We start from the raw sequence: 22,840 nt of genomic DNA, 5'->3' as shown, positions 1-22,840 counted from the left end.
AGTCCCGAACTAACACGAGACAGCCGCTCAAAGCGGGAAAAAGAGAGACGTCTCATCACTATTATCAGAAAGTTTTTTCGATTCTGTATCCTGTCGGCGGCTCAAGTCTGAAAAAAACGGTATCAGCCATATTTTACAGGGGGGTTATATCTTTGAAAAAACGCAAAATCGGAATGGCGGTAGCGCTCATCGCGGCGGCCGGAACCCTATTAAGCGCATGCGGTTCGAGTGACAAAGCAAACGGCTCCGGCAGCAAAAACTTTACCGTCGGCATGGTCACGGATATCGGCGGAGTCGATGACAAATCATTTAACCAGTCCGCTTGGGAAGGCATTCAGGCATTCGGAAAAGACAAGGGGCTTACAAAAGGCAAAAGCGGGTTTGACTATCTCCAATCAAAATCAGATGCAGATTACACAACGAACTTAAATAAATTAGCACGGGAACACTTTGACCTGATTTACGGCGTCGGGTACCTGATGCAGGATTCCATCAGCGAAATCGCCGATCAGCGCAAAGACACGAATTTTGCGATTATTGACGCCGTTGTCAAAAAAGACAACGTGGCGAGCCTTACATTTAAAGAGCAGGAAGGTTCATTCCTCGCGGGAGTAGCGGCTGCGTTATCGAGCAAAACGGGAAAAGTCGGATTTGTGGGCGGAATGGAGTCTGAATTGATCAAAAAATTTGAAATCGGCTTCCGCGCCGGTGTACAAGCCGCAAATCCGAAAGCGGCCGTCGAAGTGAAATATGCGGGCGGATTCGACAAAGCCGATGTCGGCAAAGCCACAGCTGAAAGCATGTACAAATCAGGCGTTGACGTCATTTATCACGCGGCCGGCGCAACGGGTACGGGCGTCTTCACGGAAGCCAAAAACCTTAAAAAAGAAGATCCGAAACGCAACGTATGGGTCATCGGCGTTGATAAAGACCAGTATGCGGAAGGTCAAGTTGAAGGCACAAAAGACAATGTCACGCTCACATCAATGGTCAAAAAAGTGGATACAGCCGTGAAGGACTTAACGAAAAAAGCAAGTGACGGCAAATTCCCGGGCGGCAAAACATTAACTTACGGATTGGCACAGGATGCAGTCGGCATCTCGGATCACAAGGAAAACCTTTCTGACGATGTCATCAAAGCAACAGACGATTGGAAGAAGAAAATCGCGGACGGACTCGAGATCCCTTCAACTGAAAAAGAATTGAAATCCTTCAAGGCTGAGTAAGAAATCAGGGGATAAGGAGACTTTCGTGCTTATCCCCTCTCTTTTTTGGAAAGAGCGGCGAAGGAAAAGCTGCATCTTCTTGCAGCTTTTCTTTTGCCAAGCTTTTTCATCAAAGCATCTCTGAAAAGGAGCGTCAAATCGGTGGATTATATCATTGAAATGCTTAATATACGCAAAGAGTTTCCCGGAATCGTTGCCAATGATGACGTCACGCTTCAAGTGAAAAAAGGCGAAATACACGCCCTGCTCGGGGAAAACGGCGCGGGGAAGTCGACACTCATGAACGTTTTATTCGGCCTGTATCAGCCGGAAAAAGGCGAAATCCGGGTGCGGGGTGAACGTGTTCACATCAACAGCCCGAACAAAGCCAACGATCTCGGCATCGGAATGGTGCACCAGCATTTTATGCTTGTGGATACCTTTACCGTCTCAGAAAATATTATTCTCGGAAAAGAGCCGAAAAAATTAGGACGGATTGACAGACAGCGCGCCGACCGGGACGTGCGCGATATTTCCGACCGTTACGGCCTGCAGATTGATCCTGAAGCTAAAGTTGCCGATATTTCTGTCGGTATGCAGCAGCGGGCGGAAATATTAAAGACCCTCTACCGGGGCGCGGACATTCTCATTTTTGACGAGCCGACCGCGGTGCTGACTCCGCACGAAATTCAAGAACTGATTCAGATTATGAAAAACCTGGTCAATGAAGGAAAATCCATTATCCTCATCACCCACAAATTAAAAGAAATCATGGAAGTCTGCGACCGTGTCACCATCATCCGGAAAGGAAAAGGCATTACAACACTCGATGTCGCACATACGGATCAGGATGAACTGGCAAGCCTTATGGTCGGACGCGCAGTTTCATTCAAGACGGATAAACAGCCGGCTGTACCGAAACAGGAAGTGCTTTCGCTTTCTGATGTAACGGTGAAAGACGCGCGCGGAGTTGAGGCGGTCAAACAGCTCTCCCTCTCTGTCAGAGCCGGTGAAATCGTCGGCATTGCGGGCGTTGACGGCAACGGCCAATCTGAATTAATCGAAGCCATTACAGGTCTCAGAAAAACACATGCCGGCACGATCACGTTAAACGGCAAACAGCTGCAAAACATGCCGCCGCGGAAAGTCACTGAATCAGGAATCGGGCATATCCCCCAGGACAGGCATAAACATGGACTCGTTCTTGATTTTCCGATCGGAGAAAATATCGTGCTGCAAAGTTATTATCAAAAGCCCTACTCTTCTTTCGGCATATTAAATAAACATGCGATTTATGACAAAGCGCGAAGCCTGATTGAAGAATACGACGTCAGAACGCCTGATGAATATACGCCCGCGCGCGCTCTCTCGGGAGGAAATCAGCAAAAGGCCATTATCGGCCGTGAAGTGGACAGAAATCCCGATCTATTAATTGCCGCCCAGCCGACTCGGGGGCTCGATGTCGGCGCGATTGAATTCGTCCATAAAAAGCTCATTGAGCAGCGTGACGCCGGTAAAGCTGTGCTGCTGTTGTCTTTTGAGCTTGATGAAATCATGAATCTCAGCGATCGCATCGCCGTCATCTTTGAAGGCAGCATCATTGCAAACGTCAATCCGCCGGAAACAGACGAGCAGGAGCTTGGTCTTTTAATGGCGGGAAGTAAGCAAATGGAGGCAGGGAACATACATGATTAATCGACTTTCTCATCTGGCTGTGCCGCTGATTGCAATCATTCTTGGCCTGGCTGCAGGTGCGGTCATCATGCTTGCCAGCGGCTACAATGTCGCAAGCGGGTATTCGGCTCTTTGGAACGGCATTTTCGGTGAAATGTATTATCTCGGGGAAACGATCCGGCAGATTACGCCTTATATTTTATCCGGATTGGCCGTGGCGTTCGCATTTCGGACCGGCCTGTTCAATATCGGTGTTGAGGGACAGCTCCTTGTCGGCTGGACGGCCGCGGTTTGGGTCGGTACTTCCTTTGACGCTCCCGCTTACATCCACCTCCCGCTTTCGTTATTGGCGGCGGCTGCCGCGGGAGGCATTTGGGGGCTGATTCCCGGATTTTTAAAAGCCCGTTTTTTTGTTCACGAAGTGATTGTCACGATCATGATGAATTATATCGCTCTTCATTTAACCAATTACCTCATATCCGATGTCATGACGGACCACAGGGACAAAACAGACAAAATTCATGAAAGCGCGTCGCTCCGCTCGCCGTTTTTAGAGCAGCTGACAGACTACTCCCGCCTTCATTGGGGGATACTGATCGCTTTGTTTGCGGCAGTCTTCATGTGGTTTATCATTCATAAAACAAAAAGCGGATTCGAATTTCGGGCTGTTGGCTTTAATCAGCACGCGGCACAATACGCCGGAATGAGCGTCAGAAAAAATATGATGTATGCCATGATGATTTCCGGCGCCTTCGCGGGGCTTGCCGGCGCGATGGAAGGCCTCGGAACCTTTCAATACGCGGCGGTTAAAGGCGCATTTACCGGAGTCGGCTTCGACGGCATCGCGGTTGCGCTTCTAGGGAGCAGCACGGCAATCGGCGTGGTTCTTGCGGCCTGTCTTCTCGGCGGCCTTAAAGTCGGCGCTTTAAATATGCCGATTGAATCCGGTGTGCCTTCTGAAGTCGTTGACATCGTCATCGCCATTATTATTTTGTTTGTGGCATCAAGCTACGCCATCCGGCTCATCCTTGATAAATTGAAGAAAAAGGGGGCGAAGTAAGTGGACTTCCTGCAGATTTTATCCATAATTGTCCCGGCCACACTCGTTTATGCGGCTCCGCTTATTTTAACCGCTCTCGGCGGCGTGTTTTCTGAAAGATCGGGGGTTGTCAATATCGGTCTGGAAGGGCTGATGATTATCGGCGCCTTTACAAGCGTCATGTTCAACTTATTTTTCGGCCGTGAGCTCGGCGCCGCTGCCCCGTGGCTCGCCCTGGCTGCGGCTATGATTGCCGGCGGGCTGTTTTCGCTGATTCACGCGGCTGCCGCGGTTTCTTTCCGCGCCGATCAGACGGTAACCGGGGTGGCGATCAATATGCTTGCGTTAGGAGCGACGCTGTTTATCGTTAAGCTGATATACGGCAAGGCGCAGACTGATAAAATCCCGGAGCCCTTTTACAAAACGAACATTCCGGGGTTAAGCGACATTCCGGTTTTAGGAAAAATCTTCTTTTCAGACGTATATTATACTTCGATTCTAGCCATCGTACTGGCCTTTGTTTCTTGGTTTATTTTATTCAAAACACCGTTCGGCCTCCGCATCCGTTCTGTCGGGGAACATCCGATGGCGGCAGATACGATGGGAATCAACGTGTTCGCCATGCGCTATATCGGCGTCATGATCAGCGGGCTGTTTGGCGGGCTCGGCGGCGGTGTGTATGCTTCTACAATCGCGCTTGATTTCACGCACTCCACCATTTCCGGACAAGGCTTTATCGCTCTTGCCGCGCTTGTTTTCGGCAAATGGCATCCGATCGGCGCGCTCGGGGCTGCGCTGTTTTTCGGATTTGCGCAGAGTTTGAGCATTATCGGCTCGCTTTTGCCCCTGTTCAAAGACATTCCGAATGTATACATGCTGATGGCTCCTTACATTCTGACCATTCTCGCGCTTGCCGGGTTCATCGGCCGCGCGGATGCGCCTAAAGCCAACGGCATCCCTTATATTAAAGGAAAACGCTGATCATCATACAAAAAGAGTTCCGCGCCCTGATGCCGGAACTCTTTTCATCTATAAACGATTCTAATATATTCACGCGGCTGAAACGGCTTTTTCATTGATTCAGCCGCACTCAGCTTGTCGTGCGCGTATTCTGTGCCGAGAAAAAAATACTCCCATTCATCTGCCTCCGTCTCCTGCCTCCCTTTGCAGAAATCGTCCGCTATGAATGTTCCTGAAATAATGGAACAAAATATTCCAATACAGGCTGCCGCCTTTCTTTTCATCTGACCAGCTCCTTTTGTAAAGCTTGATCTGAAAGCTAAATGTATATACAAAGATCCGGATATTTGATAAATTTATTTTAGGTTCAAAAGACCACAAAAACATAGAGAGGAATACATTATGCCGTAGCAGGGTAAAAAAAAGTGCGATATAATTTGTACTGGGTCCTATGACCGTGAATTGATTTTTTCACTCTTACATAAAGCAGTTGCTTGATGAAAAACAAGCAAAGGAGGTCTTCTGTTGCAGCTGTTACATTTCGCGATTTTGGCGCCTTTTTTATTTGCATTTATCGTTCCCTTTCTTTATAAACGGGTAAAACAAGTCCATACAGGCTGGTTTGTGCTGATATTGCCCGTTGTGCTGTTTGTTTACTTTATCAGCAAGCTCCCGCTGACAATGGCGGGAGAAACCGTCCGGTATGCGGCCGAATGGATTCCTTCCCTCGGCATTAACTATACCGTTTATATTGACGGACTCGGGCTGTTATTCGCTTTATTGATTACGGGCATCGGCTCTCTGGTGACACTTTACAGTATTTTTTACTTATCGAAGGACAAAGAAAAGCTCGGCCCCTTTTACGTGTACCTGCTGATGTTTATGGGCGCGATGCTCGGCGTTGTGCTCGTCGATAACGTCATTGTGCTTTATATGTTCTGGGAGCTGACAAGCCTGTCATCCTTCTTATTAATCGGGTATTGGCATAAGCGGGAGAAATCACGCTACGGGGCGGAAAAATCACTGCTGATTACCGTCGGCGGCGGACTGTGCATGCTCGGCGGCTTTATCCTGCTGTATCTGATAACGGACTCATTCAGTATCAGGGAAATGGTCAACCAGGTGCATATTATCGCCGGCCATCCGTTCTTTATTCCGGCAATGGTTCTCCTGTTATTGGGGGCCTTTACGAAATCAGCGCAGTTTCCGTTTTACATCTGGCTTCCTGATGCCATGGAAGCCCCGACTCCTGTCAGCGCCTACCTGCACTCGGCAACAATGGTGAAAGCGGGCATTTATCTGATTGCCAGATTCAGTCCGGTTTTTGCGTTTTCACCCGTCTGGTTTTGGACGGTTGCCTCAGTCGGTCTGATCACGATGGTATGGGCTTCCTTCAACGCGATTAAACAAACCGATTTAAAAGCGATTCTGGCTTTTTCCACAGTCAGCCAGCTCGGTATGATTGTATCGATGCTCGGCGCAGGAGCCGCCGCGCTTCACTTTCAGCATTCGGAGTATTTCACGGCGGCTGTGACCGCGGCTGTGTTTCACTTAATTAACCATGCTACTTTTAAAGGAAGTTTATTTATGGCGGTCGGCATTATCGACCATGAAACGGGAACGAGGGATATCCGCAGGCTCGGCGGACTGATGGCGCTTATGCCGATAACGTTTACCGTTTCATTGATCGGAACGTTTTCCATGGCCGGCCTCCCTCCTTTTAACGGCTTCTTAAGTAAAGAAATGTTCTTTACCAGTATGCTGCGGATTGCTCATGCAGATATTTTCAGCCTGGATACGTGGGGCGTGCTGTTCCCCGTTCTGGCGTGGATCGGCAGCGTCTTCACGTTTATCTACAGCATGAAGCTGTTTTTCAGAACGTTCAGTGGCGCGCGCAAAACGGATCAGCTTGAAAAGACGCCGCATGAAGCTCCGCTTGGCATGCTGATTTCGCCGGTGATTCTTGCCGCTTGCGCCGTCAGTCTGTTTTTCGCACCGAATGTTTTATCCTACAGCCTGATTGAACCGGCGATGAATTCCATTTATCCGGCTCTGTTAACCGGCGGAGATACATTCCATGTCCACATTTCCCAGTGGCACGGTGTGACGGCTGAAGTGCTGATGACCGTCGGCATTATCATTGTCGGCACGATCGGTTACGTGTCTCTGTCTAAATGGGAGCGGGTATACGGTCTGTTTCCGAAAAAACTGACGCTGAACCGGCTTTACAATGCGGTGACGGGCAGTATGGAAAAAAGATCTTACCAGCTGACGTCGTCTTATATGACCGGATTTTTGCGGGATTATCTGCTGTATATTTTTGCGGCGTTTATCATTCTCATCGGAGCGGCGTTCGTGATGAAAGGCGGCTTTTCCATGACAACGAAAGGAATGGCTGAGATCGGTCTGTATGAAATCGTGCTGTCGCTCGTTATGGTGAGCGCAACGATTGCGACTGTGTTCGCCAAATCGCGGCTGACGGCCATTATCTCACTCGGAGTTGTCGGGTATACGCTCGCGCTGTTTTTCGTGATTTTCAGAGCGCCCGATCTGGCGCTCACGCAGCTTGTCATTGAGACGATATCCGTCGCCTTGTTTCTTCTTTGTTTTTATCATCTGCCGAAAATGCGGCGGAAAAAGAAGACCAGAACATTCCGGCTGACGAATTTTATCATTTCTCTCGGTGTCGGCGTCATCGTGACAATGCTCGGAATCGCGTCTTCCAGCGAAAAAACAAAAGACAGTATCGCCTCTTTTTTCACGGCTTACAGTCATAAGCTTGGGGGAGGCAATAATATTGTCAACGTCATCCTCGTTGATTTCAGGGGATTTGACACCATGTTTGAAATCACGGTGCTGTCGATTGCCGCACTCGGCATTTACGGCATGATCAGAACGAAAGTAAAAGAGGAGGGAGAAGAGCGTTGAGACAGCAAAAAACAAACGACATCATCCTTCAGACGGCAACGAAACTTGTATCTTTTATCATTCTGCTTTTCTCTTTCTATTTATTTTTATCGGGGCATAACGCTCCCGGCGGAGGATTTGTCGGCGGGCTGATTACATCTTCGGCCATTGTGCTTTTGCTTTTGGCCTTTGATTTAAAAACCGTCAAGTCGATTTTGCCCGTCAATTTTATTTATGTAGCGGGCGCGGGTCTGCTTATCGCGATTGCAACGGGTGCAGGTTCGTTCTTTTTCGGAGCGCCCTTTCTCACCCATACATTCGGCCATTTTCATCTCCCGGTGCTCGGGAATACGGAGCTTGCGACGGCCACTTTGTTTGATTTAGGTGTGTATCTCGTTGTTGTCGGCGTGACGATGACCATTATTCAAACGATTGGAGAGGAAGAATAGTGGAAATCTTAATGTCTGTCATTGCCGGTATTTTGTTTATGGCGGCAACCTACTTGCTGCTTTCTAAAAGTCTGCTGCGCGTGATTATCGGCACCGCGCTTTTAAGCCACGGCGTCCATTTGCTGCTTCTGACCATGGGCGGACTGAAAAAAGGCGCCCCTCCCATACTGGGCGGAAAAAGCACATCGTTTGTCGATCCGCTGCCGCAGGCACTCATACTGACGGCGATCGTTATTTCGTTCGGCGTCACGTCCTTCCTGCTTGTGATGGCGTTTCGCGCCTATCAGGAACTGAAAACGGACGATATGGATCGAATGAGGGGAAATGATCAACATGAATAACTTTGTGATATTGCCTATTCTGGTGCCGCTGCTTTGCGCAGTGCTGCTGATTTTTATGAACAGGCACGTGATGCTGATGCGGATATTCAGCACTGCCGCTTCCTGTGTCTCCATCGCCATCAGCGCCGTTCTCGTTCAGACGGTTTTTACACACGGAATTCAGACGCTGACACTCGGCGGCTGGAAAGCACCGTACGGCATTGTGCTCGCCGCTGATCAGCTCGCCGCACTGCTTGTTTTGACAACCGCCGTCATCGGGCTGCTCGTCATTTTGTACTCCTTCCGCTCTATCGGAGAAAAACGGGAGCGCGCTTTCTATTATTCAGGGGTGCAGTTTCTTCTGGCGGGTGTAAGCGGAGCGTTTTTGACGGGTGACCTGTTCAACATGTACGTCTTTTTTGAGCTTCTGCTTATCGCGTCCTACATGCTGATTGTGCTTGGCGGAACGAAAATTCAATTAAGAGAATCATTGAAGTATATCGTGTTCAACATTGTGTCATCCGCGTTTTTTGTCATCGGTGTCGGTTACTTATATGCGGTGACGGGGACGCTGAATATGGCTGATTTAAGCGTAAAAATCAGCGAATCAGGCCAGACCGGGCTGATAAGTGTCATCGGCGTCCTGTTTCTCGTCGTTTTCGGTTTAAAGGGCGGGATATTCCCGCTGTATTTCTGGATGCCGGGCTCTTATTACGCCCCGCCGGCTGCGATTTCGGCCTTATTCGGATCTCTTTTGACGAAAGTCGGCCTGTACGCCATTTTGAGAGTATTCACCTTGATTTTCATTCACGATGCAGGCTTTACCCACCAATTGATGATGTGGCTTGCGATGCTGACGGTGTTATTCGGCGTAATCGGGTCTATCGCCTTTTCGGATGTCATGAAAATTGTCATCTATAATATTATTACAGCCGTCGGCGTGATTTTGTTCGGCATCGCCATGAACACCCCGGCCTCCATTCAAGGAGCGGTTTATTACTTGATTCACGATATGCTGATAAAAGGAGCGCTGTTTATGCTGGCGGGAACGCTTATCACGCTGACCGGCACGGCGAGCCTGCATAAAATGAGCGGCCTGATCACCCGTTATCCCGTTTTGGGCTGGATGTTCTTTATCTCCGCCATATCTTTGGCCGGCATCCCGCCGTTCAGCGGATTTGTGGGTAAGCTGAAGATTGCTGAAGGCGGTTTTGATCAGGGGGAAACATTGTTTTCCGTATTGATTCTCTTGTCGAGCCTGCTTGTGCTGTATTCCGTGCTGAAGGTTTTTACGACGGCTTTTTGGGGAGAAGAAAAAGAAATCCCGGGCGCGGGCGGACGGTCCGCAAAAGGGCTTCTTTATCCGGCAGCCGCTTTTCTCCTTTTGTCGCTTCTGTTCGGGCTCGGAACCGAATGGGTTTCACCGTATGTCAATCAGACGGCTGAGAATCTGCTGAATCCGGAAAAATACATTGAAGCTGTTTTGAAGGAGTAGATGGCATGGCTTTGCAACTATTATTAAATGTTCTTCTCGCTGTTTGCTGGATGTTTCTTACAAACAGCCTCAGCGCGGCGGGATTTGTTACCGGATTTATCGCGGGCTTGGCGGCGCTGTTTTTTTTCCGGCGCTTCTTCTCGCGGCCGTTTTACATTTGGAAAATATGGTCGGTCATCAAACTGATGCTGATCTTTATAAAAGAATTATATCTGGCCAATGTCAGCGTGCTGAAAACCGTTATTTCGCCGAAGATGAACATCCGCCCGGGCATTTTCGCGTTTAAGACGGAACTGACGGAGGATTGGGAGATCACACTGCTCTCGCTGTTAATCACTCTGACGCCGGGTACGCTTGTGATGGATATCTCCGATGACCGGTCGATTCTCTATATACACGCTATGGACATTGAGGATGCGGAGAAAGCGATTCATGACATCCGCGTCTCTTTTGAGAAAGCCATTCAGGAGGTGAGCCGCTGATGTTTACGTTTATTCTGCAATTATCACTCGGCATTATGGCGGTTTCGACGCTTCTGTACGTCATTCGAGTCATTAAAGGGCCTACGATACCGGACCGGGTCGTCGCGCTTGATGGGATCGGCATCAATCTGATTGCCATGACCGCGCTCGTATCCATCCTCTTAAGAACAACGGCCTTTTTGGACATCATTCTGCTGCTCGGCATTTTATCATTTATCGGCACGATTGCCTTCGCTAAGTTTTTGGAGAAAGGAGAGATTATCGAAAATGATCGAAATCGTTAAATGGGCCGTCGCCGTTTGTATTCTGATGGGATCGCTGATCTGCCTGGTCGCGTCTTTCGGCACACTCAGACTTCCTGACATGTATACACGCGCCCACGCCTCTTCAAAAGGCTCGACACTCGGCGTTAATTTGATATTGCTCGGGGTGTTAGGTTACTTGTGGATGCTGACCGGAGAAATTTCCGTAAAAATACTGCTCGGCATCATTTTTATCCTGCTGACGGCGCCGGTCGGGGCGCACCTCATATGCAGAGCCGCGTATAACTCGGGAACGGCGCTTGATAAACGAAGCGTTCAGGATGATTATAAAGGGATCAGAAACTTTGTGATCAAACGAAAAGAAGATTCATATTTGTAAAAACAAACAGCCGGACGATTCAGGGTTCCGGCTGTTTGTTTATTTTGTTATAACAGCCAGCGTGCAGCGGGACACACAGATCAGCCTTTCTCTTTCATCGAAAATGTTAATCCCGTACACAATGGTTGTCCTGCCCGTGTGAACGGGTTCCGCAATCGCCGTGACCGTACCGCCCTCTTTCACGGATTTTAAATGATTGGCATTAATCTCAAGCCCGACACAGGCCTGTTTCGACTGGTCGATAAAATGCTGGGCACCGATGCTTGCAACAGTCTCCGCCAGCGCTGCGGACGCGCCTCCGTGCAGATATCCGAAAGGCTGCACCGTCCTCTTATCCACCGGCATAACAGCGACGCATCTCTCCGCCGTGTTTTCAGTGATTTCAATGCCGAGTGCGCCGAGCAATGTATGATTCAGATTCATAGGTCATTCTCCTTTCAAGGTTTATAGTACATTATCTGACTTGGCGATCAGTACCGCTTCAGTGCGGGAGCCGACATTCAGCTTATTAAAAATGGATGTCAGGCTGTATTCAATCGACCGCTTGCTTAAGTGAAGCGCATCGGCGATTTCCTGATTGGTCAAACCTTTTTCGACCTCTTGGAGAATATGGCGCTCTCTCGGGGTTAACCGATCCTGCTCACTTTGAGGGGAAGAAGACGTTTTTGTTTTTTGCTGAGTCATCAGCTGTTTGAAATAGGAGAAATCAACTAAAATCTGTCCGTTGAGCACGTGATATATGTATTGCATGATTTTCTCTTTAGATTCGGTTTTGCTGATGGCGCCATGCAGGCCCGCGCGGATGGATTCTTCAAAATAATCTTCAACTTCATAGCCTGTGTAGACAATGATTTTACAGAGAGGATTCTCTTTTAAGATTTTCTTGGAAAGCTCTATGCCGCTGAGGTCATCACCCAGATTTAAATCCATTAATATGAGATCGTAAGCTGAAAAATCATGCCGGAGAACGAACTGTTCACTGGCATCGGGACTGAGGCAATCGACAGAAAGATTCGTGTCCGTTTCCAGAATCGTCTTGGTGCCCTCCATGACAGCCGGATGATCATCAATCACTAGTATCTTTTTCATGGTTTCCTCCCTTTTACTCATTCATTTCCATTTTATTAAAAAGACTTGGCTTCTGCCAAGTCGATTTTGGTGATAAATTGGTTACAATTCCATTTCAATATCCGCTTTAAAACCGTTTCCTTCACTTGTGTCGATTTTCATCCGTCCGTCAAGCGCACGGACGCGCTCCTTAATACCCGAAAGCCCCATGCTCATCGACTGTCCGCCGCCTTCTTCCTGATTGCACCCGACCCCGTCATCTTCATAATGCAGAATCACTTTATTTTGAATGCTGATCAGCATAATCAGCACCTCATTGGCCTGTGAATGCTTCATGGCATTCGAAAGAAATTCCTGAATGATGCGGTACAAATTCAGCTGCGTATCCAAATCCAGCGCCGCCGTAAACCGGCCCGTATTCAGACGGATATGAAACGGCGCACGCTCCTGCTGCTGCGCGGCAAGCTTGGATACCGCCTTGACCAGACCCAAATCATACAGCAGCTGAGGCCGAAGCTCATGGCACGTCTCCCGGGTCATCAAAATGACATCCGACATCTGCTCATTCATCTGATGAAGCTTGTCCTGCACCTCTAACTGGCAAGGCTCTTCTCTTTTAAAATCAGCCAGAAACAGCTCACACTGGCGCTTCAAAGAAATCAAATCCTGCAGCACCGAATCATGCAGATCACGGGCCAGATCCGACCGTTGCTTTTCCTCGATCGTAAACATCAGCTTTTTGAGCCAGACCGGGTTTGTCTCCTGTTTCTTTAAATCTTCGAGATGATTCATCAGTTCTTCGATTTTCATCACGTTTTCTATTGAAACATTAACGTAAAAAGATAATGTTTTTAACCAAGAAATTTCTTCACGTGATAAGCGGGGCGTATTCATTTTAGACAAACAGAGAACAACGAATGATCTATCTCCCCGTTCTCCTACTTTCATTACGAAACCTTGATTAAACTCCATTATTTTTCCTATCTCAACAGTAACACTATTTAAAAGCACTTGATAATCATCTATCAAACTTGAGTCTCTTTCGTCAAATGCCTTTACATTTCCGTCATACGTGACTTCAAATATATACACTTTACTCGTAAGAGTTACTTCGAGAATGGTGGTTTTTAACTCTCCAAAAACCTGATTTAAAGAAGATGAGTTTCTGATTAATTGGGTAAACTTATAAATGCTGTCTTGGTAATTGAATCTTTCTGAGACCCTTTTTAATTTAAACCGGAAATCGAGTATTTCTTTATAATAAAAAACAGCTAACATTAAAATGTATATTAAAAATGTCAGTTTGAGATTGTAAAAATTCTCTTCCGGCTCACGTAATAACTCTATTGTCGTAACCAGAATTATAGTTGGAGTTAAAGCTAAAAAGCCGTAATATTTTAACTTACTTAAGATAAAATCAACGTTATATATTTTATTCGACATGAATTGATATACAAGTGAAAAAGGTATTAGCAGCATAAATGATGCTGTTAAGAAAGAAGAGACATAATAATCATTAAAAAATACATATGGTATAAGATACAGACATAAAAAAGGCGAAAATGCCAATATATTTATTACTACAAGCACCTTTATAATATGTGCCTGATCAGTATCTTTGTTTCTTCTCAAAATAACAATAAAATAATATGCTACAATTAAAAAAAGAAGAAAAAACGAAATCAAATTAAATTTTGGAATAAAATCACCAAAAAATAATCGCGACCGAAATAATTCAAATAATATATTTATAGTTGGAAATAAATACAAAACAAAAACTTTTTTGCTGAAAAGCACTGTACCTAATTCTTTAAAGTAATGATAAAGAAACAGAAGATAATTTAATGGTACAGTTATTAATGTTAGCAACATGATACATCTGCTGAGCAGATCGCCTTTTGCCGACCCTCCAGCACTAATATATGCAATTGAAGCAGACAAAAGAAATACAATTAGTACCAAAGCAGATTTCAAGTTTTTTTCTTCATTTATTTTGATGATGAAGAAACAGCAAAATAAACATACTACATAAAAAATTATCGGTATTAAGTAAGTACTGAAGTTCCTGTCATTAAATAAATTGAGCTTAATCTCAATATCATGACCGTTTCTATCAACAACCATAGAGTTTACATTTTTCAGCTTATTCATTTGAATATTAATTGACTTTACATTTTGGTGATTAATATTCTTTACTATATCTCCCTTTTGCACTCCGGCGTAATATGCCATTGTAAAATCTTCTACATCTTTTATTTTAATTTCGCCCTGTTTATTTTCAGAAATTGTGGCGCCGACTAAGAGATTATTTGTGCTTATATAAGTCAGATAAATGACATATACCAATGTAAGCAGAATTAAGACAACTGAAATCTTATTGTACTTGGACTTCATTTATATCAGCCTCAATATTTCCAGTCACCGCCGAAGGAAATAACATCTATACCCTTAAACGCATTTATAACACAATCTGTTTGATCCTGGCTAACTCCAATCAGACTAGCATTGCCTTCAATCACTTTATTTAAAACTTCTGGATTTTTGGTTAAGTATCCTACAATTTCCTGCATTATCTTTCATCCTCCTCTAAATTAACAATCGCATTTAATAAAGTTTCCGATTTATTTCTTTCTATTTCCAATTCAAATATCTTACTTTTTATTTTCTTTAACGACAAATGTTTCAAAACCAATAAGTATTGAGTTACACCTGCTTCAATTAATTTCTTTTTTATGTCTCGAGTCTTTAAGGTTTTGAATAGCTCTGGGTTTTCATACCACTGTAAGATTTCTTCAGAAGCTTTATTGAATCTCTTTTTTAAATATAAATAAGCAAGTGTATTTTTTCGTTGAACAAAATCATTATTCAAGTAAAACAAACCTTGATAATCATTATCAATCTGGGATATTATTCCGAGTTCATACGAATATGATTGAACGATTGGATTTAAATTTCCTGTAGCCAGCATCGCTCCCATAACGCAAGGCATTGCAGTTAAAGAGCCGGATTTATTCTTAATCATTTCCAAGCACTCTTCTTCAGTTTGCGGTGCATTCAAAATATCATCTTGCTGGCCCTCAATTGAATTCAAAGCAAAGTTTAAAATTTGCTTAAGAAAATACGGGTTTTCACTAACCTGATTCATAACCTGTATACTTAATGTATAGAGAGCTGTTACAGTATTCAGCGTAATGGGGAGACCTGTTTTCATCCATTCCATTTTCAGATTATCATTATCTTCTAAATCATCATAAATGTCGTATGACAGGACTAATAATTCTAAACCTACGGCTAAGTTTAAAATCGCCTCTGTGTCTCTGCCATTGAACGCCTTGTAATGTTGATATGCCAATTCAGCAAACCCAAATGAATCTTTTGATGCAATAAATTTCAGAAGGTACATTTTCAGGTTAGTATTGCATATATTGTGCTCCACAATTTCCTTCATCTTCTCTTTAATCGTTTCGGCATCTAAACACATTTGCTCAATAATTGTCTTCACCCTCCCATTCTATTTTACTAAATGCAGGTGATGAAAGACAGCGGGTTTTTGTTTTTTTAACAATCGTATAATACTTTATCCATGAAATGGGTGAAAAATGCACAAAAAAAAGACTTGTTTCCAAGTCTTTTTAAGAAATTTTCATTGCATATGAGAATTTATCGAGCTGATCAATGCTTTTGTTAATGTTTCGTAAAGAGTCGGTTGTTTCTCTGATATCATTTTCAAGTCGGAATAATAATTGCTTTACTTCTTCTAATTTCTTTTCCACCGTTTCCACACTCCTTTTTTTGAAAGATCAATGAATTGTGTATGGTGAACGAGTCCTAGGTATTTGATCTGTTACTAATAGTGTAAAAGTATCTGCGTGACACCGCAAACCTCGATAATCCCATAGTCCCGAATGGAGCATTTAACGAACAGGACTATATAACTACGATAAAGGCAGACGTTTAGGATGAAGCAGATCAATTTTGTGGTTCTGCTGTTTTTTTAACGGTTTTCCGACAAACTGACAAGGACTATAGTCCCCGTCGTCGCAATTTCAAAACAGAATGGGCGAACAGCGTCGCATATCCACCGACAAACACCGAAAAGACCGCAACCCCCGCATTGTGGTCTTTTTGCATGTCATAACTCGTTATCACGCGGCCTATACTCATATATAACGAATGTTATCTCAGGAAGGAGGCCGCCGCATGCATTATGTGTATCTATGCTGCCCTGTTTTCGCCGCGCCGTACCGCAATCCTGCGCCTGCCCCCCAGGCTTCCGCAAATATTTTGACAGCGTCCGCAAAAGACGCTGCGGGCATGCTGGAGGATGCCCGTCTGTTTCTTGCGCGGCTGTCGGCGTCAAAAGAGCTTGCGCGCCGCATCCTCACCGCAGCGGAATCATCTGACGCCGCAGCGGTCAAGCGGCTCATTAAGCAGACCGGCATCAAAAATGACTTTGACGTGACATTTAATCCCGACGGCATCCGCGTCAGTCTGATCAGGGAGCAAAGCCGGTTCATCATCGCCCTCAGGTGGTCAGCTTAAAGCATCAATCCACGATCAGCTGCCGGCACCATTCGATTGCCTGCAAGTAACATTCATACGCTGCTTCTTTGTCCAGTTCTTTTCCCCATTCGTCACAGTCCCAGTTGTTGCATTCAATGGCTTTGACGAGCCCGAGCATCTTATAATAATCGTTTTCATAACCGAGCAGCGCCTGTCCGACTTCATCAATTAAAGGCAGTTCTTTGACGATATCCTCCAGCTCCCTGTGGAGAAGCGTATCGATGAGTGAAAACATGCCGATCAGCATGTAGGAAGCGGGCTGCGGTCTTCCGGTCCTTTTCGCAAGCAGTTCGCACAGCTTGGCCCTGATTAAGGAAATCTTAATGATTTCTTTTTGGCTTGAGTGGCTTTTCGCCGTTAAATCTCTGAATGAAAGAATGTAAATCAAACGCTTAATCTCATTCAGCCCAAGCATCATGATGGCCTGCCGGATGCTGTCTATCTTTTTTTTCAGCCTTGTCTGCGATCCGTTTAAAAAACGCAGAATCTGATACGATAATGTAACGTCCTGTTCTATGTATTCCGTCACGCGCTCTATATCGGGCTGGTCTTGGTTTAATTCGTTTAAAAGCTGGTAGTAAGAATGAAAATGAAACGTCAGATCATTCCCGCTGATGACACGCGGTTCACTGAAAAAATATCCTTGAAACAGGTGAAAGCCGTCTATGGCCGCCTGTTTGTAATCTTTTCTTGTCTCCACTTTTTCCGCTAAATAAATCAGACTTTTACAGCTGTACGTCTGAATGATTTTTTTGCGTTCCAGACGCGAGGATTGCAAAAAGTCGATTTTTAAAATATCAATATATTTCATCAGCTGTTCCAATAATTCTTCATTTGCCGGATTGATGGCGTAAAAATCATCAAGTGCTAATGTATATCCTAGTTTCTTCAGCTGTCTGCATCTTGAGATCAGAGCCGGAGTGATCGGTATGTCCTCAAGAATTTCGATAATGAGCTGGTCAGGATCAAAGGAGGTAGGGAGATCTGAAAACATCAGGCTTTCTGTAAAATTCACAAAGCAGCGTTTTCCCTCAGTCAGTTTTTCGATTCCGATGTTGATAAAGCTGTTAATAATGAGATCAGTCGTAGCTTTATCTCCGTCTGCGGCCGAATAACGGTTCTCTTCGCTCTCCCGGTAAAGAAGTTCATAAGCAACAACCTGTTCATTCCTGTTGAAGATAGGCTGTCTGGCAACAAACACCTTCATTCATTTACCCCCTTAGATGCGGCCTTCGAACATAAGTATATCAAATAATTTGACGAATTTTGTCTAAATGTGAAAAATATTATCGCAAACAAAAAGCCTTTCCAGAGAAAGGAAAGGCTGCTTTGTCTTCTATTCAAGTTCCCGTTTCAGCTTGCTTTTGATCTCATGAATCCGCTGCATCTTGTTGCTCCAGCAGTCTTCGCTTAAATCAACCGGATATTCTTCCGGCTTGCTGATCCGTTTGTATTCCTCCCACAGAAGTTTGAGGTTATCCTGCACGTATTGCTGGATGTCGGTGATTTCGGGATTATCATAGCATAAAACGCCGTTTTCAAAAATCGGCTCATGCAGGTCTTTCGCATAGAAATCAGTGACGAATTTGCTGACGAACGTGTGAACGGGATGGAACATTTTTAAACGTTTCTGGTCATTTACCCGCTCGTCATAAAGAGCGATATAATCCCCTTCCGAGTGGTGGTTCAGCTTGTTGATAATCCGGTATACTTTCTTTCTTCCCGGCGTTGTCACTTTTTCAGGGTTCGACGAAATCTTGATGGTGTCGGTCAGTTTGCCGTTCTCTTCAATGGCGACAAGCTTGTAAACCGCGCCGAGGGCCGGCTGATCGTATGCGGTAATCAGCTTTGTGCCGACTCCCCATGTATCGATTTTCGCTCCCTGGGATTTCAGATTTAATATCGTGTGCTCATCAAGATCGCTTGAAGCAATAACCTTCGCGTCTTTGAAACCCGCTTCATCAAGCATTTCACGCGCTTTTTTTGACAGGTACGCCAAGTCCCCGCTGTCTAAGCGGATGCCGATGAAGTTGATCCGGTCGCCGAATTCTTTCGCGACTTTAATCGCATTCGGCATGCCTGAACGGATCGTATCGTACGTATCGACGAGGAACACGCAGTCTCTGTGCGTCTCCGCATATTTCTTAAAAGCCGTGTACTCATCGCGGTACGCTTGCACGAGTGCATGAGCGTGCGTGCCGGATACCGGTATATTAAAACGCTTGCCGGCTCTTACATTACTCGTCGCGCTGAAGCCGCCGATCAGAGCCGCTCTTGCTCCCCACATAGCCGCATCCATTTCATGGGCGCGCCGCGTTCCGAATTCAAGGGCGTCTTCATCACCGACTACGCCTTTAATGCGGGCCGCTTTCGTGGCGATTAATGTTTGGTAATTCACAATGTTAAGCAGAGCCGTCTCAATCAGCTGCGCTTCAATGAGGGGCGCTTCGACCCGCATAATCGGTTCGTTGTTAAAGACAAGCTCTCCTTCTTTCATGCTGTAAAGAGATCCGGTAAATGACAGATCCCGCAAATAATCAATGAAATCATCAGCATAGTGCAATTCCGTTTTTAAATAGTTCAGATCGCTGTCAGTAAACTTGAAGTTCTCCAAGTATTCGATTGCTTTTTCTAAGCCCGCAAATACCGCATAGCCGTTTTCAAAAGGAAGCTTTCTGAAAAAAAGCTCAAAAATTGCTTTTTTCTCATGAATGCCGTCTCTCCAGTACGTTTCGGCCATATTAATTTGATAAAGATCTGTATGTAAAGACAAACTGTCGTCTTTAAAACCATGCTCCACCAAAATTGTTTTCCCCTTCCTTACTCTGCCACTTGCGCTCCGATGCTGTTCTTAAAATGGGACAGCGCCCATTCATGCCCTTCCGGATTAAAGCTTGCCACAGCGTTTTGATGAATGACGATCTGAAAGCCCTTGTTGTAGGCGTCAACCGCCGTGTGAAGAACGCAGATGTCGGTGCACAGGCCCGCAAGATGCAGTTCAGTGATCTGCCGTTCCCGCAGTTTCAGCTCTAAATCCGTTCCAGCAAAAGCAGAATATCTCGATTTTTCCATGTAGCTTACGTTTTTTGCGTGTTTATGTTTCTCATAAAGAGGCGAGAGCTTTCCGTACAGCTCTTTGCCCTCCGTGCCGTTGATATTATGCGGAGGAAACAGGCGTGTTTCCGGATGAAAGTCATCGTCTGCATCATGTGAATCTACCGCAAAGACAACGTAATCACCATTTTCTATAAATGCTTGCGTCAAACTGACAATCTTATCCTCAATTTGCCTTGCGGGTTCTCCGCAGGTTAATGCTCCGTTCTCTGCTGCAAAATCATTCGTATAATCAATGCAAATAAATGCTTTTTTCATAGCCGGCCTCCCCGCCATTCATATGAAAACCATTATATCCTATCTCCACTTGTAAGTGAATTGGCATTATAAAATGACACTTGCTTTTCTAAGATTTCAGGAGTGAGCGCTTGAAAATGTCATCCTGAACGTAAATGCCGTCAAGGTTCACGGCATGATCGGCGGCAAATACCAGGCCGAGCGGCGTTTCGAATTGAAGATCCGAGATCACGGAGCTTCGGACACCTTCCAGTGCGGCAAGCTTCATATAGGGTGAATAAGCATGATACGGGAGCCTTCCGTTTATATAGAGCACCGCATCTTTTCGTTTTTTCAGCGCCTGTTTCACTTCTTCATACGGCTTCTTTTGCAGCACCTGCCCCTTCGTCAGGGCAATGATGACCCGTTCACGCAGCGAGCCTAAAAATAAATGCCGTTCATCCGGTTTCGTCTGCAGAGGGCCGTACATACCCTGCTGTAAATAAAGGTCAACCGTTTTGTCGCTCATCGGCCTTCCCTCCTCAGCTTGTTTTACAATTATCGCCCCGGACGGGACGCGGTAAACCGTCTTCGTTACATTTCAGCGACCCAATGGGAGATCTTGCCTGCGAGCTCTCCGGCGGGCTCTTCATCTATCAGCTTGCTGAATGATTGTAAAAGCCGCTGCGCCAGCGCCTTTTTCTCTTCCTCATAGGAAATGATCGTGCTCCACTCAAGTTCCGGAACGGCAACGAGGGTATGCTGTTCTTTTTTATTTTCATGCAGATACACGTCGCCGATCATTCCGGACTGAACGGTAATATTCGCTTTTCTGATTTTCATAAAAATTCCCCTTTTATAAAAGACTGATTCTATTATACTACAAAAAAGCGACAGCCTCCTAAAGGAGGCTGTCACGCGTTAAACCAATCAGGTTCGTCAAACAGATCAATGTCTTCAAAGCGCGTTTTGCTGAATTTATTAGTGACTTTGACAAAATCTCCGGAATGAAACGCCCCTGACCCCGCGCCTGAGTGGTCAACGGCTTTGGGAGAAATGGCAAACACGTCACCGAAGCTCGCCGCAGCATCTCCGGCTAAGCTCATGATATAAATCGGTCCCACAATTGCAGGCATACCCACACCTCCGCTTTTCTTTACAGCAGTTTATGCGCTGCGTCTGGAGTTGTGCCCGTTTTTATTTCGGCTTGCGGCTGTCTTCGTGCTTCGATCGCTGACGAAGTTTGATAAGCCGGACGATATTTAAGACGAATGCTTTTAAGACCGCGTAAACCGGCACGGCCAGAATCATTGCGAGAATGCCTCCGAAACTGCCCGCTCCGATAAGCAGAAGAATAATGGTGAGCGGGTGGGTATTGAGCCGCTTCCCGATAACAAGCGGAGAAAGCAGGTTTCCGTCAAGCTGCTGGACGACAACGACAACAATCACGGCAAACAGCGCCTTAGCAGGAGAATCCATAAACGCGATAATGACCGCGGGCGCCGCCCCGAGAAACGGTCCCAGGTACGGAATGATATTGGTGACGGCGATCACCATCCCGAGAATTAACGCATACGGCAGGCCGATGATCCAATATCCGATAAAGCATGCTGTTCCGACAAAGAGACAAATCAGCAGCTGGCCTTGGAAATATGCGGCCAATGTGACGTATAAGTCGTTAAATATTTTCCGGCCCTCCGCCCGGTAGGAAGAAGGCAGAATTTTGACCGCCAAAAGCGGAAAACGCCGGCCGTCCTTCAGCATATAAAACAGAATGAACGGAACGGTGATGATGACAAGCGTAATATTCGTAACGACGCCGAACACGGCCGACAGGCTTGCGGTAATATTTTGCGGAAGACTTTGTAAAAATCCCGTCAGAGACTGCCGGATTTTTTCTATCGACACATAATCCTGCGTCATCATCCACGTAAACCATTTGGAATGGGACAATTGTGTAATCAAGCTTTGAATCTGATTAATGTAATCAGGGAAATTGTTAATCAGCCCCGTGACCTGAGAAGCCACGATCGGTCCGATTGCGGTGAACATAAAGGCGATCAGGCCGATGAAAACGAGATAAATGAGCAGGATCGCCAATGTTCGGGGGATTTTTTTCTCAAGCAGGCGCACGATCGGATTAAAAATGAAAAACAAAATGCCTGAGATCAAAATCGGAAAAAACAGAGTGGTGATGAAACCGAAAAACGGCTGAAAAATAAACGAGACTTTCGTTGATACGTAAATAATGAGCAAAACGAGCAAAATTTGCAGCGTCCAAAAATGGACCTTTGATTTCAACAAGCGGTTTCCTCCTATTGTCATGTGAACTTGTACTGTGATTGTACCAAAAAAAGGTGCCGTGCATCTATGTATCTCAAAAAAGAAGACGCACCGGGGTTCTGTAAGGGCCGCCTCCGGTCTGCGCCTTATATGGGCTGTTACACACGTTCGGTATAATCAGGCATGACAGAAACCACATGGCGGTTCCTGATATATAATACGCGGTCATGGGTTTCTTCAATGGCGATATGATCCGGAGCGGCATCAATCAGCCGTCCCCTGACAATCCGTCTGACGGTTTGAATGATAAACCTTGAGCCGATAAGCTTATGGATGGTCTGATAAACGTAAGGATCTACTAACGAGACGAGTTGCGGGCTTCCTTGATGGGCCATTTTCGCTGATCCCCTTTACTATGTTTTC

At 45.8% G+C, this 22,840-nt stretch carries 27 protein-coding genes; 12 read left to right on the top strand and 15 right to left on the bottom strand.

What is annotated here, in order from left to right:
* Positions 1-152 precede the first annotated feature (152 nt).
* From Y79_RS0113315 to nupQ, 4 genes are all read left to right on the top strand, one after another.
* Positions 153-1,226, top strand: a complete 1,074-nt coding sequence (locus Y79_RS0113315; RefSeq protein ID WP_016938129.1) for a BMP family lipoprotein — start codon at positions 153-155, stop codon at positions 1,224-1,226.
* A gap of 141 nt (positions 1,227-1,367) precedes the next feature.
* On the top strand, positions 1,368-2,900 hold the full coding sequence (locus Y79_RS0113310) for an ABC transporter ATP-binding protein (protein ID WP_029575320.1): 1,533 nt from the start codon (positions 1,368-1,370) through the stop codon (positions 2,898-2,900).
* On the top strand, positions 2,893-3,939 hold the full coding sequence (locus tag Y79_RS0113305) for an ABC transporter permease (RefSeq protein ID WP_016938127.1): 1,047 nt from the start codon (positions 2,893-2,895) through the stop codon (positions 3,937-3,939). Before Y79_RS0113310 ends, Y79_RS0113305 begins: the two co-directional genes overlap by 8 nt.
* On the top strand, positions 3,940-4,899 hold the full coding sequence (nupQ, locus tag Y79_RS0113300) for a guanosine ABC transporter permease NupQ (protein ID WP_016938126.1): 960 nt from the start codon (positions 3,940-3,942) through the stop codon (positions 4,897-4,899). It abuts the gene before it with no gap.
* A 44-nt stretch (positions 4,900-4,943) separates the two neighbouring features.
* On the opposite strand, the gene Y79_RS0113295 is transcribed toward nupQ, so the two are convergent.
* Positions 4,944-5,162 carry a hypothetical protein gene (locus tag Y79_RS0113295; protein WP_016938125.1) on the bottom strand — a complete coding sequence of 73 codons (219 nt, stop codon included), beginning with the start codon at positions 5,160-5,162 and terminating at the stop codon, positions 4,944-4,946.
* Between the two features lie 241 nt (positions 5,163-5,403).
* Between Y79_RS0113295 and Y79_RS0113290 the strand changes: the two genes are divergently transcribed.
* From Y79_RS0113290 to mnhG, 7 genes are read left to right on the top strand one after another with little or no spacing between them, the layout of a single operon-like run.
* The gene (locus tag Y79_RS0113290; RefSeq protein ID WP_016938124.1) at positions 5,404-7,806 is read left to right on the top strand and encodes a Na+/H+ antiporter subunit A; all 2,403 of its coding nucleotides are present in this window, start codon (positions 5,404-5,406) and stop codon (positions 7,804-7,806) included.
* Positions 7,803-8,234: a Na(+)/H(+) antiporter subunit B gene (locus Y79_RS0113285; RefSeq protein ID WP_016938123.1), complete on the top strand. Its 432-nt coding sequence runs from the start codon at positions 7,803-7,805 to the stop codon at positions 8,232-8,234. The genes Y79_RS0113290 and Y79_RS0113285 overlap by 4 nt, the downstream gene beginning before the upstream one ends.
* Positions 8,234-8,575, top strand: a complete 342-nt coding sequence (locus Y79_RS0113280; protein WP_003152063.1) for a Na(+)/H(+) antiporter subunit C — start codon at positions 8,234-8,236, stop codon at positions 8,573-8,575. Before Y79_RS0113285 ends, Y79_RS0113280 begins: the two co-directional genes overlap by 1 nt.
* Complete coding sequence (locus Y79_RS0113275; RefSeq protein WP_016938122.1) at positions 8,568-10,049, top strand: Na+/H+ antiporter subunit D; 1,482 nt, start codon at positions 8,568-8,570, stop codon at positions 10,047-10,049. Before Y79_RS0113280 ends, Y79_RS0113275 begins: the two co-directional genes overlap by 8 nt.
* 5 nt (positions 10,050-10,054) lie before the next feature.
* Entirely contained in the window at positions 10,055-10,531 is a 477-nt protein-coding gene (locus Y79_RS0113270) for a Na+/H+ antiporter subunit E (protein WP_016938121.1), read from the top strand.
* Positions 10,531-10,815, top strand: a complete 285-nt coding sequence (locus tag Y79_RS0113265; RefSeq protein ID WP_016938120.1) for a Na(+)/H(+) antiporter subunit F1 — start codon at positions 10,531-10,533, stop codon at positions 10,813-10,815. Before Y79_RS0113270 ends, Y79_RS0113265 begins: the two co-directional genes overlap by 1 nt.
* Positions 10,799-11,173, top strand: coding sequence for a monovalent cation/H(+) antiporter subunit G (mnhG, locus tag Y79_RS0113260; protein WP_016938119.1), 375 nt, complete (start codon positions 10,799-10,801; stop codon positions 11,171-11,173). The genes Y79_RS0113265 and mnhG overlap by 17 nt, the downstream gene beginning before the upstream one ends.
* A gap of 39 nt (positions 11,174-11,212) precedes the next feature.
* Here mnhG and Y79_RS0113255 read toward each other — a convergent pair whose 3' ends face one another.
* The 6 genes from Y79_RS0113255 to degQ all read right to left on the bottom strand — a co-directional run bounded on the left by Y79_RS0113255 (position 11,213) and on the right by degQ (position 16,014).
* On the bottom strand, positions 11,213-11,596 hold the full coding sequence (locus Y79_RS0113255; RefSeq protein WP_016938118.1) for a hotdog fold thioesterase: 384 nt from the start codon (positions 11,594-11,596) through the stop codon (positions 11,213-11,215).
* Positions 11,597-11,617: 21 nt separating this feature from the next.
* Positions 11,618-12,262 carry a two-component system response regulator ComA gene (comA, locus tag Y79_RS0113250; protein ID WP_016938117.1) on the bottom strand — a complete coding sequence of 215 codons (645 nt, stop codon included), beginning with the start codon at positions 12,260-12,262 and terminating at the stop codon, positions 11,618-11,620.
* A gap of 81 nt (positions 12,263-12,343) precedes the next feature.
* Positions 12,344-14,635: a histidine kinase gene (locus Y79_RS0113245; protein WP_016938116.1), complete on the bottom strand. Its 2,292-nt coding sequence runs from the start codon at positions 14,633-14,635 to the stop codon at positions 12,344-12,346.
* Positions 14,636-14,646: 11 nt separating this feature from the next.
* Positions 14,647-14,811 (bottom strand): competence pheromone ComX, encoded by a 165-nt coding sequence (gene comX / locus Y79_RS0113240; protein WP_007613432.1) that lies wholly within the window; start codon positions 14,809-14,811, stop codon positions 14,647-14,649.
* Positions 14,811-15,722, bottom strand: coding sequence for a polyprenyl synthetase family protein (locus Y79_RS0113235; RefSeq protein ID WP_029575319.1), 912 nt, complete (start codon positions 15,720-15,722; stop codon positions 14,811-14,813). Before Y79_RS0113235 ends, comX begins: the two co-directional genes overlap by 1 nt.
* A 151-nt stretch (positions 15,723-15,873) precedes the next feature.
* Positions 15,874-16,014, bottom strand: coding sequence for a degradation enzyme regulation protein DegQ (gene degQ, locus Y79_RS0113230; protein WP_013353398.1), 141 nt, complete (start codon positions 16,012-16,014; stop codon positions 15,874-15,876).
* A 427-nt stretch (positions 16,015-16,441) separates the two neighbouring features.
* On the opposite strand from degQ, the gene Y79_RS0113225 reads away from it, so the two are divergent.
* Complete coding sequence (locus tag Y79_RS0113225) at positions 16,442-16,783, top strand: YuzC family spore coat inner layer protein (protein WP_016938114.1); 342 nt, start codon at positions 16,442-16,444, stop codon at positions 16,781-16,783.
* A gap of 4 nt (positions 16,784-16,787) precedes the next feature.
* On the opposite strand, the gene Y79_RS0113220 is transcribed toward Y79_RS0113225, so the two are convergent.
* The 8 genes from Y79_RS0113220 to Y79_RS0113185 all read right to left on the bottom strand — a co-directional run bounded on the left by Y79_RS0113220 (position 16,788) and on the right by Y79_RS0113185 (position 22,812).
* Complete coding sequence (locus tag Y79_RS0113220; RefSeq protein WP_016938113.1) at positions 16,788-18,011, bottom strand: EAL and HDOD domain-containing protein; 1,224 nt, start codon at positions 18,009-18,011, stop codon at positions 16,788-16,790.
* A gap of 129 nt (positions 18,012-18,140) precedes the next feature.
* Positions 18,141-19,607, bottom strand: a complete 1,467-nt coding sequence (locus tag Y79_RS0113215; protein ID WP_016938112.1) for a nicotinate phosphoribosyltransferase — start codon at positions 19,605-19,607, stop codon at positions 18,141-18,143.
* Positions 19,608-19,624: 17 nt separating this feature from the next.
* Positions 19,625-20,176 carry a cysteine hydrolase family protein gene (locus Y79_RS0113210; protein WP_016938111.1) on the bottom strand — a complete coding sequence of 184 codons (552 nt, stop codon included), beginning with the start codon at positions 20,174-20,176 and terminating at the stop codon, positions 19,625-19,627.
* An 88-nt stretch (positions 20,177-20,264) separates the two neighbouring features.
* Positions 20,265-20,663 carry a YueI family protein gene (locus Y79_RS0113205; RefSeq protein WP_016938110.1) on the bottom strand — a complete coding sequence of 133 codons (399 nt, stop codon included), beginning with the start codon at positions 20,661-20,663 and terminating at the stop codon, positions 20,265-20,267.
* 65 nt (positions 20,664-20,728) lie between these two features.
* Positions 20,729-20,977, bottom strand: coding sequence for a YueH family protein (locus Y79_RS0113200; RefSeq protein WP_013353404.1), 249 nt, complete (start codon positions 20,975-20,977; stop codon positions 20,729-20,731).
* Positions 20,978-21,048: 71 nt separating this feature from the next.
* Positions 21,049-21,270 (bottom strand): spore germination protein, encoded by a 222-nt coding sequence (locus Y79_RS0113195; RefSeq protein ID WP_016938109.1) that lies wholly within the window; start codon positions 21,268-21,270, stop codon positions 21,049-21,051.
* A 61-nt stretch (positions 21,271-21,331) separates the two neighbouring features.
* On the bottom strand, positions 21,332-22,438 hold the full coding sequence (locus tag Y79_RS0113190) for an AI-2E family transporter (protein WP_016938108.1): 1,107 nt from the start codon (positions 22,436-22,438) through the stop codon (positions 21,332-21,334).
* Between the two features lie 137 nt (positions 22,439-22,575).
* A complete protein-coding gene (locus Y79_RS0113185) occupies positions 22,576-22,812 on the bottom strand; it encodes a DUF2642 domain-containing protein (RefSeq protein ID WP_016938107.1) in 237 nt (78 codons plus the stop codon).
* Positions 22,813-22,840 lie beyond the last annotated feature (28 nt).

The organism is Bacillus siamensis KCTC 13613, assembly GCF_000262045.1.
GTDB classification, from domain to species: Bacteria; Bacillota; Bacilli; order Bacillales; family Bacillaceae; genus Bacillus; species Bacillus siamensis.
This window is presented reverse-complemented; position numbering and strand designations above follow the sequence as displayed.

Bases quoted from the DNA above. Each gene is read 5' to 3' on its own strand.
- Y79_RS0113305 (WP_016938127.1), top strand. From the start codon at position 2,893: ATGATTAATCGACTTTCTCATCTGGCTGTGCCGCTGATTGCAATCATT.
- Y79_RS0113295 (WP_016938125.1), bottom strand. From the start codon at position 5,162: ATGAAAAGAAAGGCGGCAGCCTGTATTGGAATATTTTGTTCCATTATT.
- Y79_RS0113275 (WP_016938122.1), top strand. From the start codon at position 8,568: ATGAATAACTTTGTGATATTGCCTATTCTGGTGCCGCTGCTTTGCGCA.
- Y79_RS0113270 (WP_016938121.1), top strand. From the start codon at position 10,055: ATGGCTTTGCAACTATTATTAAATGTTCTTCTCGCTGTTTGCTGGATG.
- Y79_RS0113265 (WP_016938120.1), top strand. From the start codon at position 10,531: ATGTTTACGTTTATTCTGCAATTATCACTCGGCATTATGGCGGTTTCG.
- mnhG (WP_016938119.1), top strand. From the start codon at position 10,799: ATGATCGAAATCGTTAAATGGGCCGTCGCCGTTTGTATTCTGATGGGA.
- Y79_RS0113255 (WP_016938118.1), bottom strand. From the start codon at position 11,596: ATGAATCTGAATCATACATTGCTCGGCGCACTCGGCATTGAAATCACT.
- comA (WP_016938117.1), bottom strand. From the start codon at position 12,262: ATGAAAAAGATACTAGTGATTGATGATCATCCGGCTGTCATGGAGGGC.
- Y79_RS0113245 (WP_016938116.1), bottom strand. From the start codon at position 14,635: ATGAAGTCCAAGTACAATAAGATTTCAGTTGTCTTAATTCTGCTTACA.
- comX (WP_007613432.1), bottom strand. From the start codon at position 14,811: ATGCAGGAAATTGTAGGATACTTAACCAAAAATCCAGAAGTTTTAAAT.
- Y79_RS0113235 (WP_029575319.1), bottom strand. From the start codon at position 15,722: ATGTGTTTAGATGCCGAAACGATTAAAGAGAAGATGAAGGAAATTGTG.
- Y79_RS0113225 (WP_016938114.1), top strand. From the start codon at position 16,442: ATGCATTATGTGTATCTATGCTGCCCTGTTTTCGCCGCGCCGTACCGC.
- Y79_RS0113220 (WP_016938113.1), bottom strand. From the start codon at position 18,011: ATGAAGGTGTTTGTTGCCAGACAGCCTATCTTCAACAGGAATGAACAG.
- Y79_RS0113210 (WP_016938111.1), bottom strand. From the start codon at position 20,176: ATGAAAAAAGCATTTATTTGCATTGATTATACGAATGATTTTGCAGCA.
- Y79_RS0113205 (WP_016938110.1), bottom strand. From the start codon at position 20,663: ATGAGCGACAAAACGGTTGACCTTTATTTACAGCAGGGTATGTACGGC.
- Y79_RS0113200 (WP_013353404.1), bottom strand. From the start codon at position 20,977: ATGAAAATCAGAAAAGCGAATATTACCGTTCAGTCCGGAATGATCGGC.
- Y79_RS0113195 (WP_016938109.1), bottom strand. From the start codon at position 21,270: ATGCCTGCAATTGTGGGACCGATTTATATCATGAGCTTAGCCGGAGAT.
- Y79_RS0113185 (WP_016938107.1), bottom strand. From the start codon at position 22,812: ATGGCCCATCAAGGAAGCCCGCAACTCGTCTCGTTAGTAGATCCTTAC.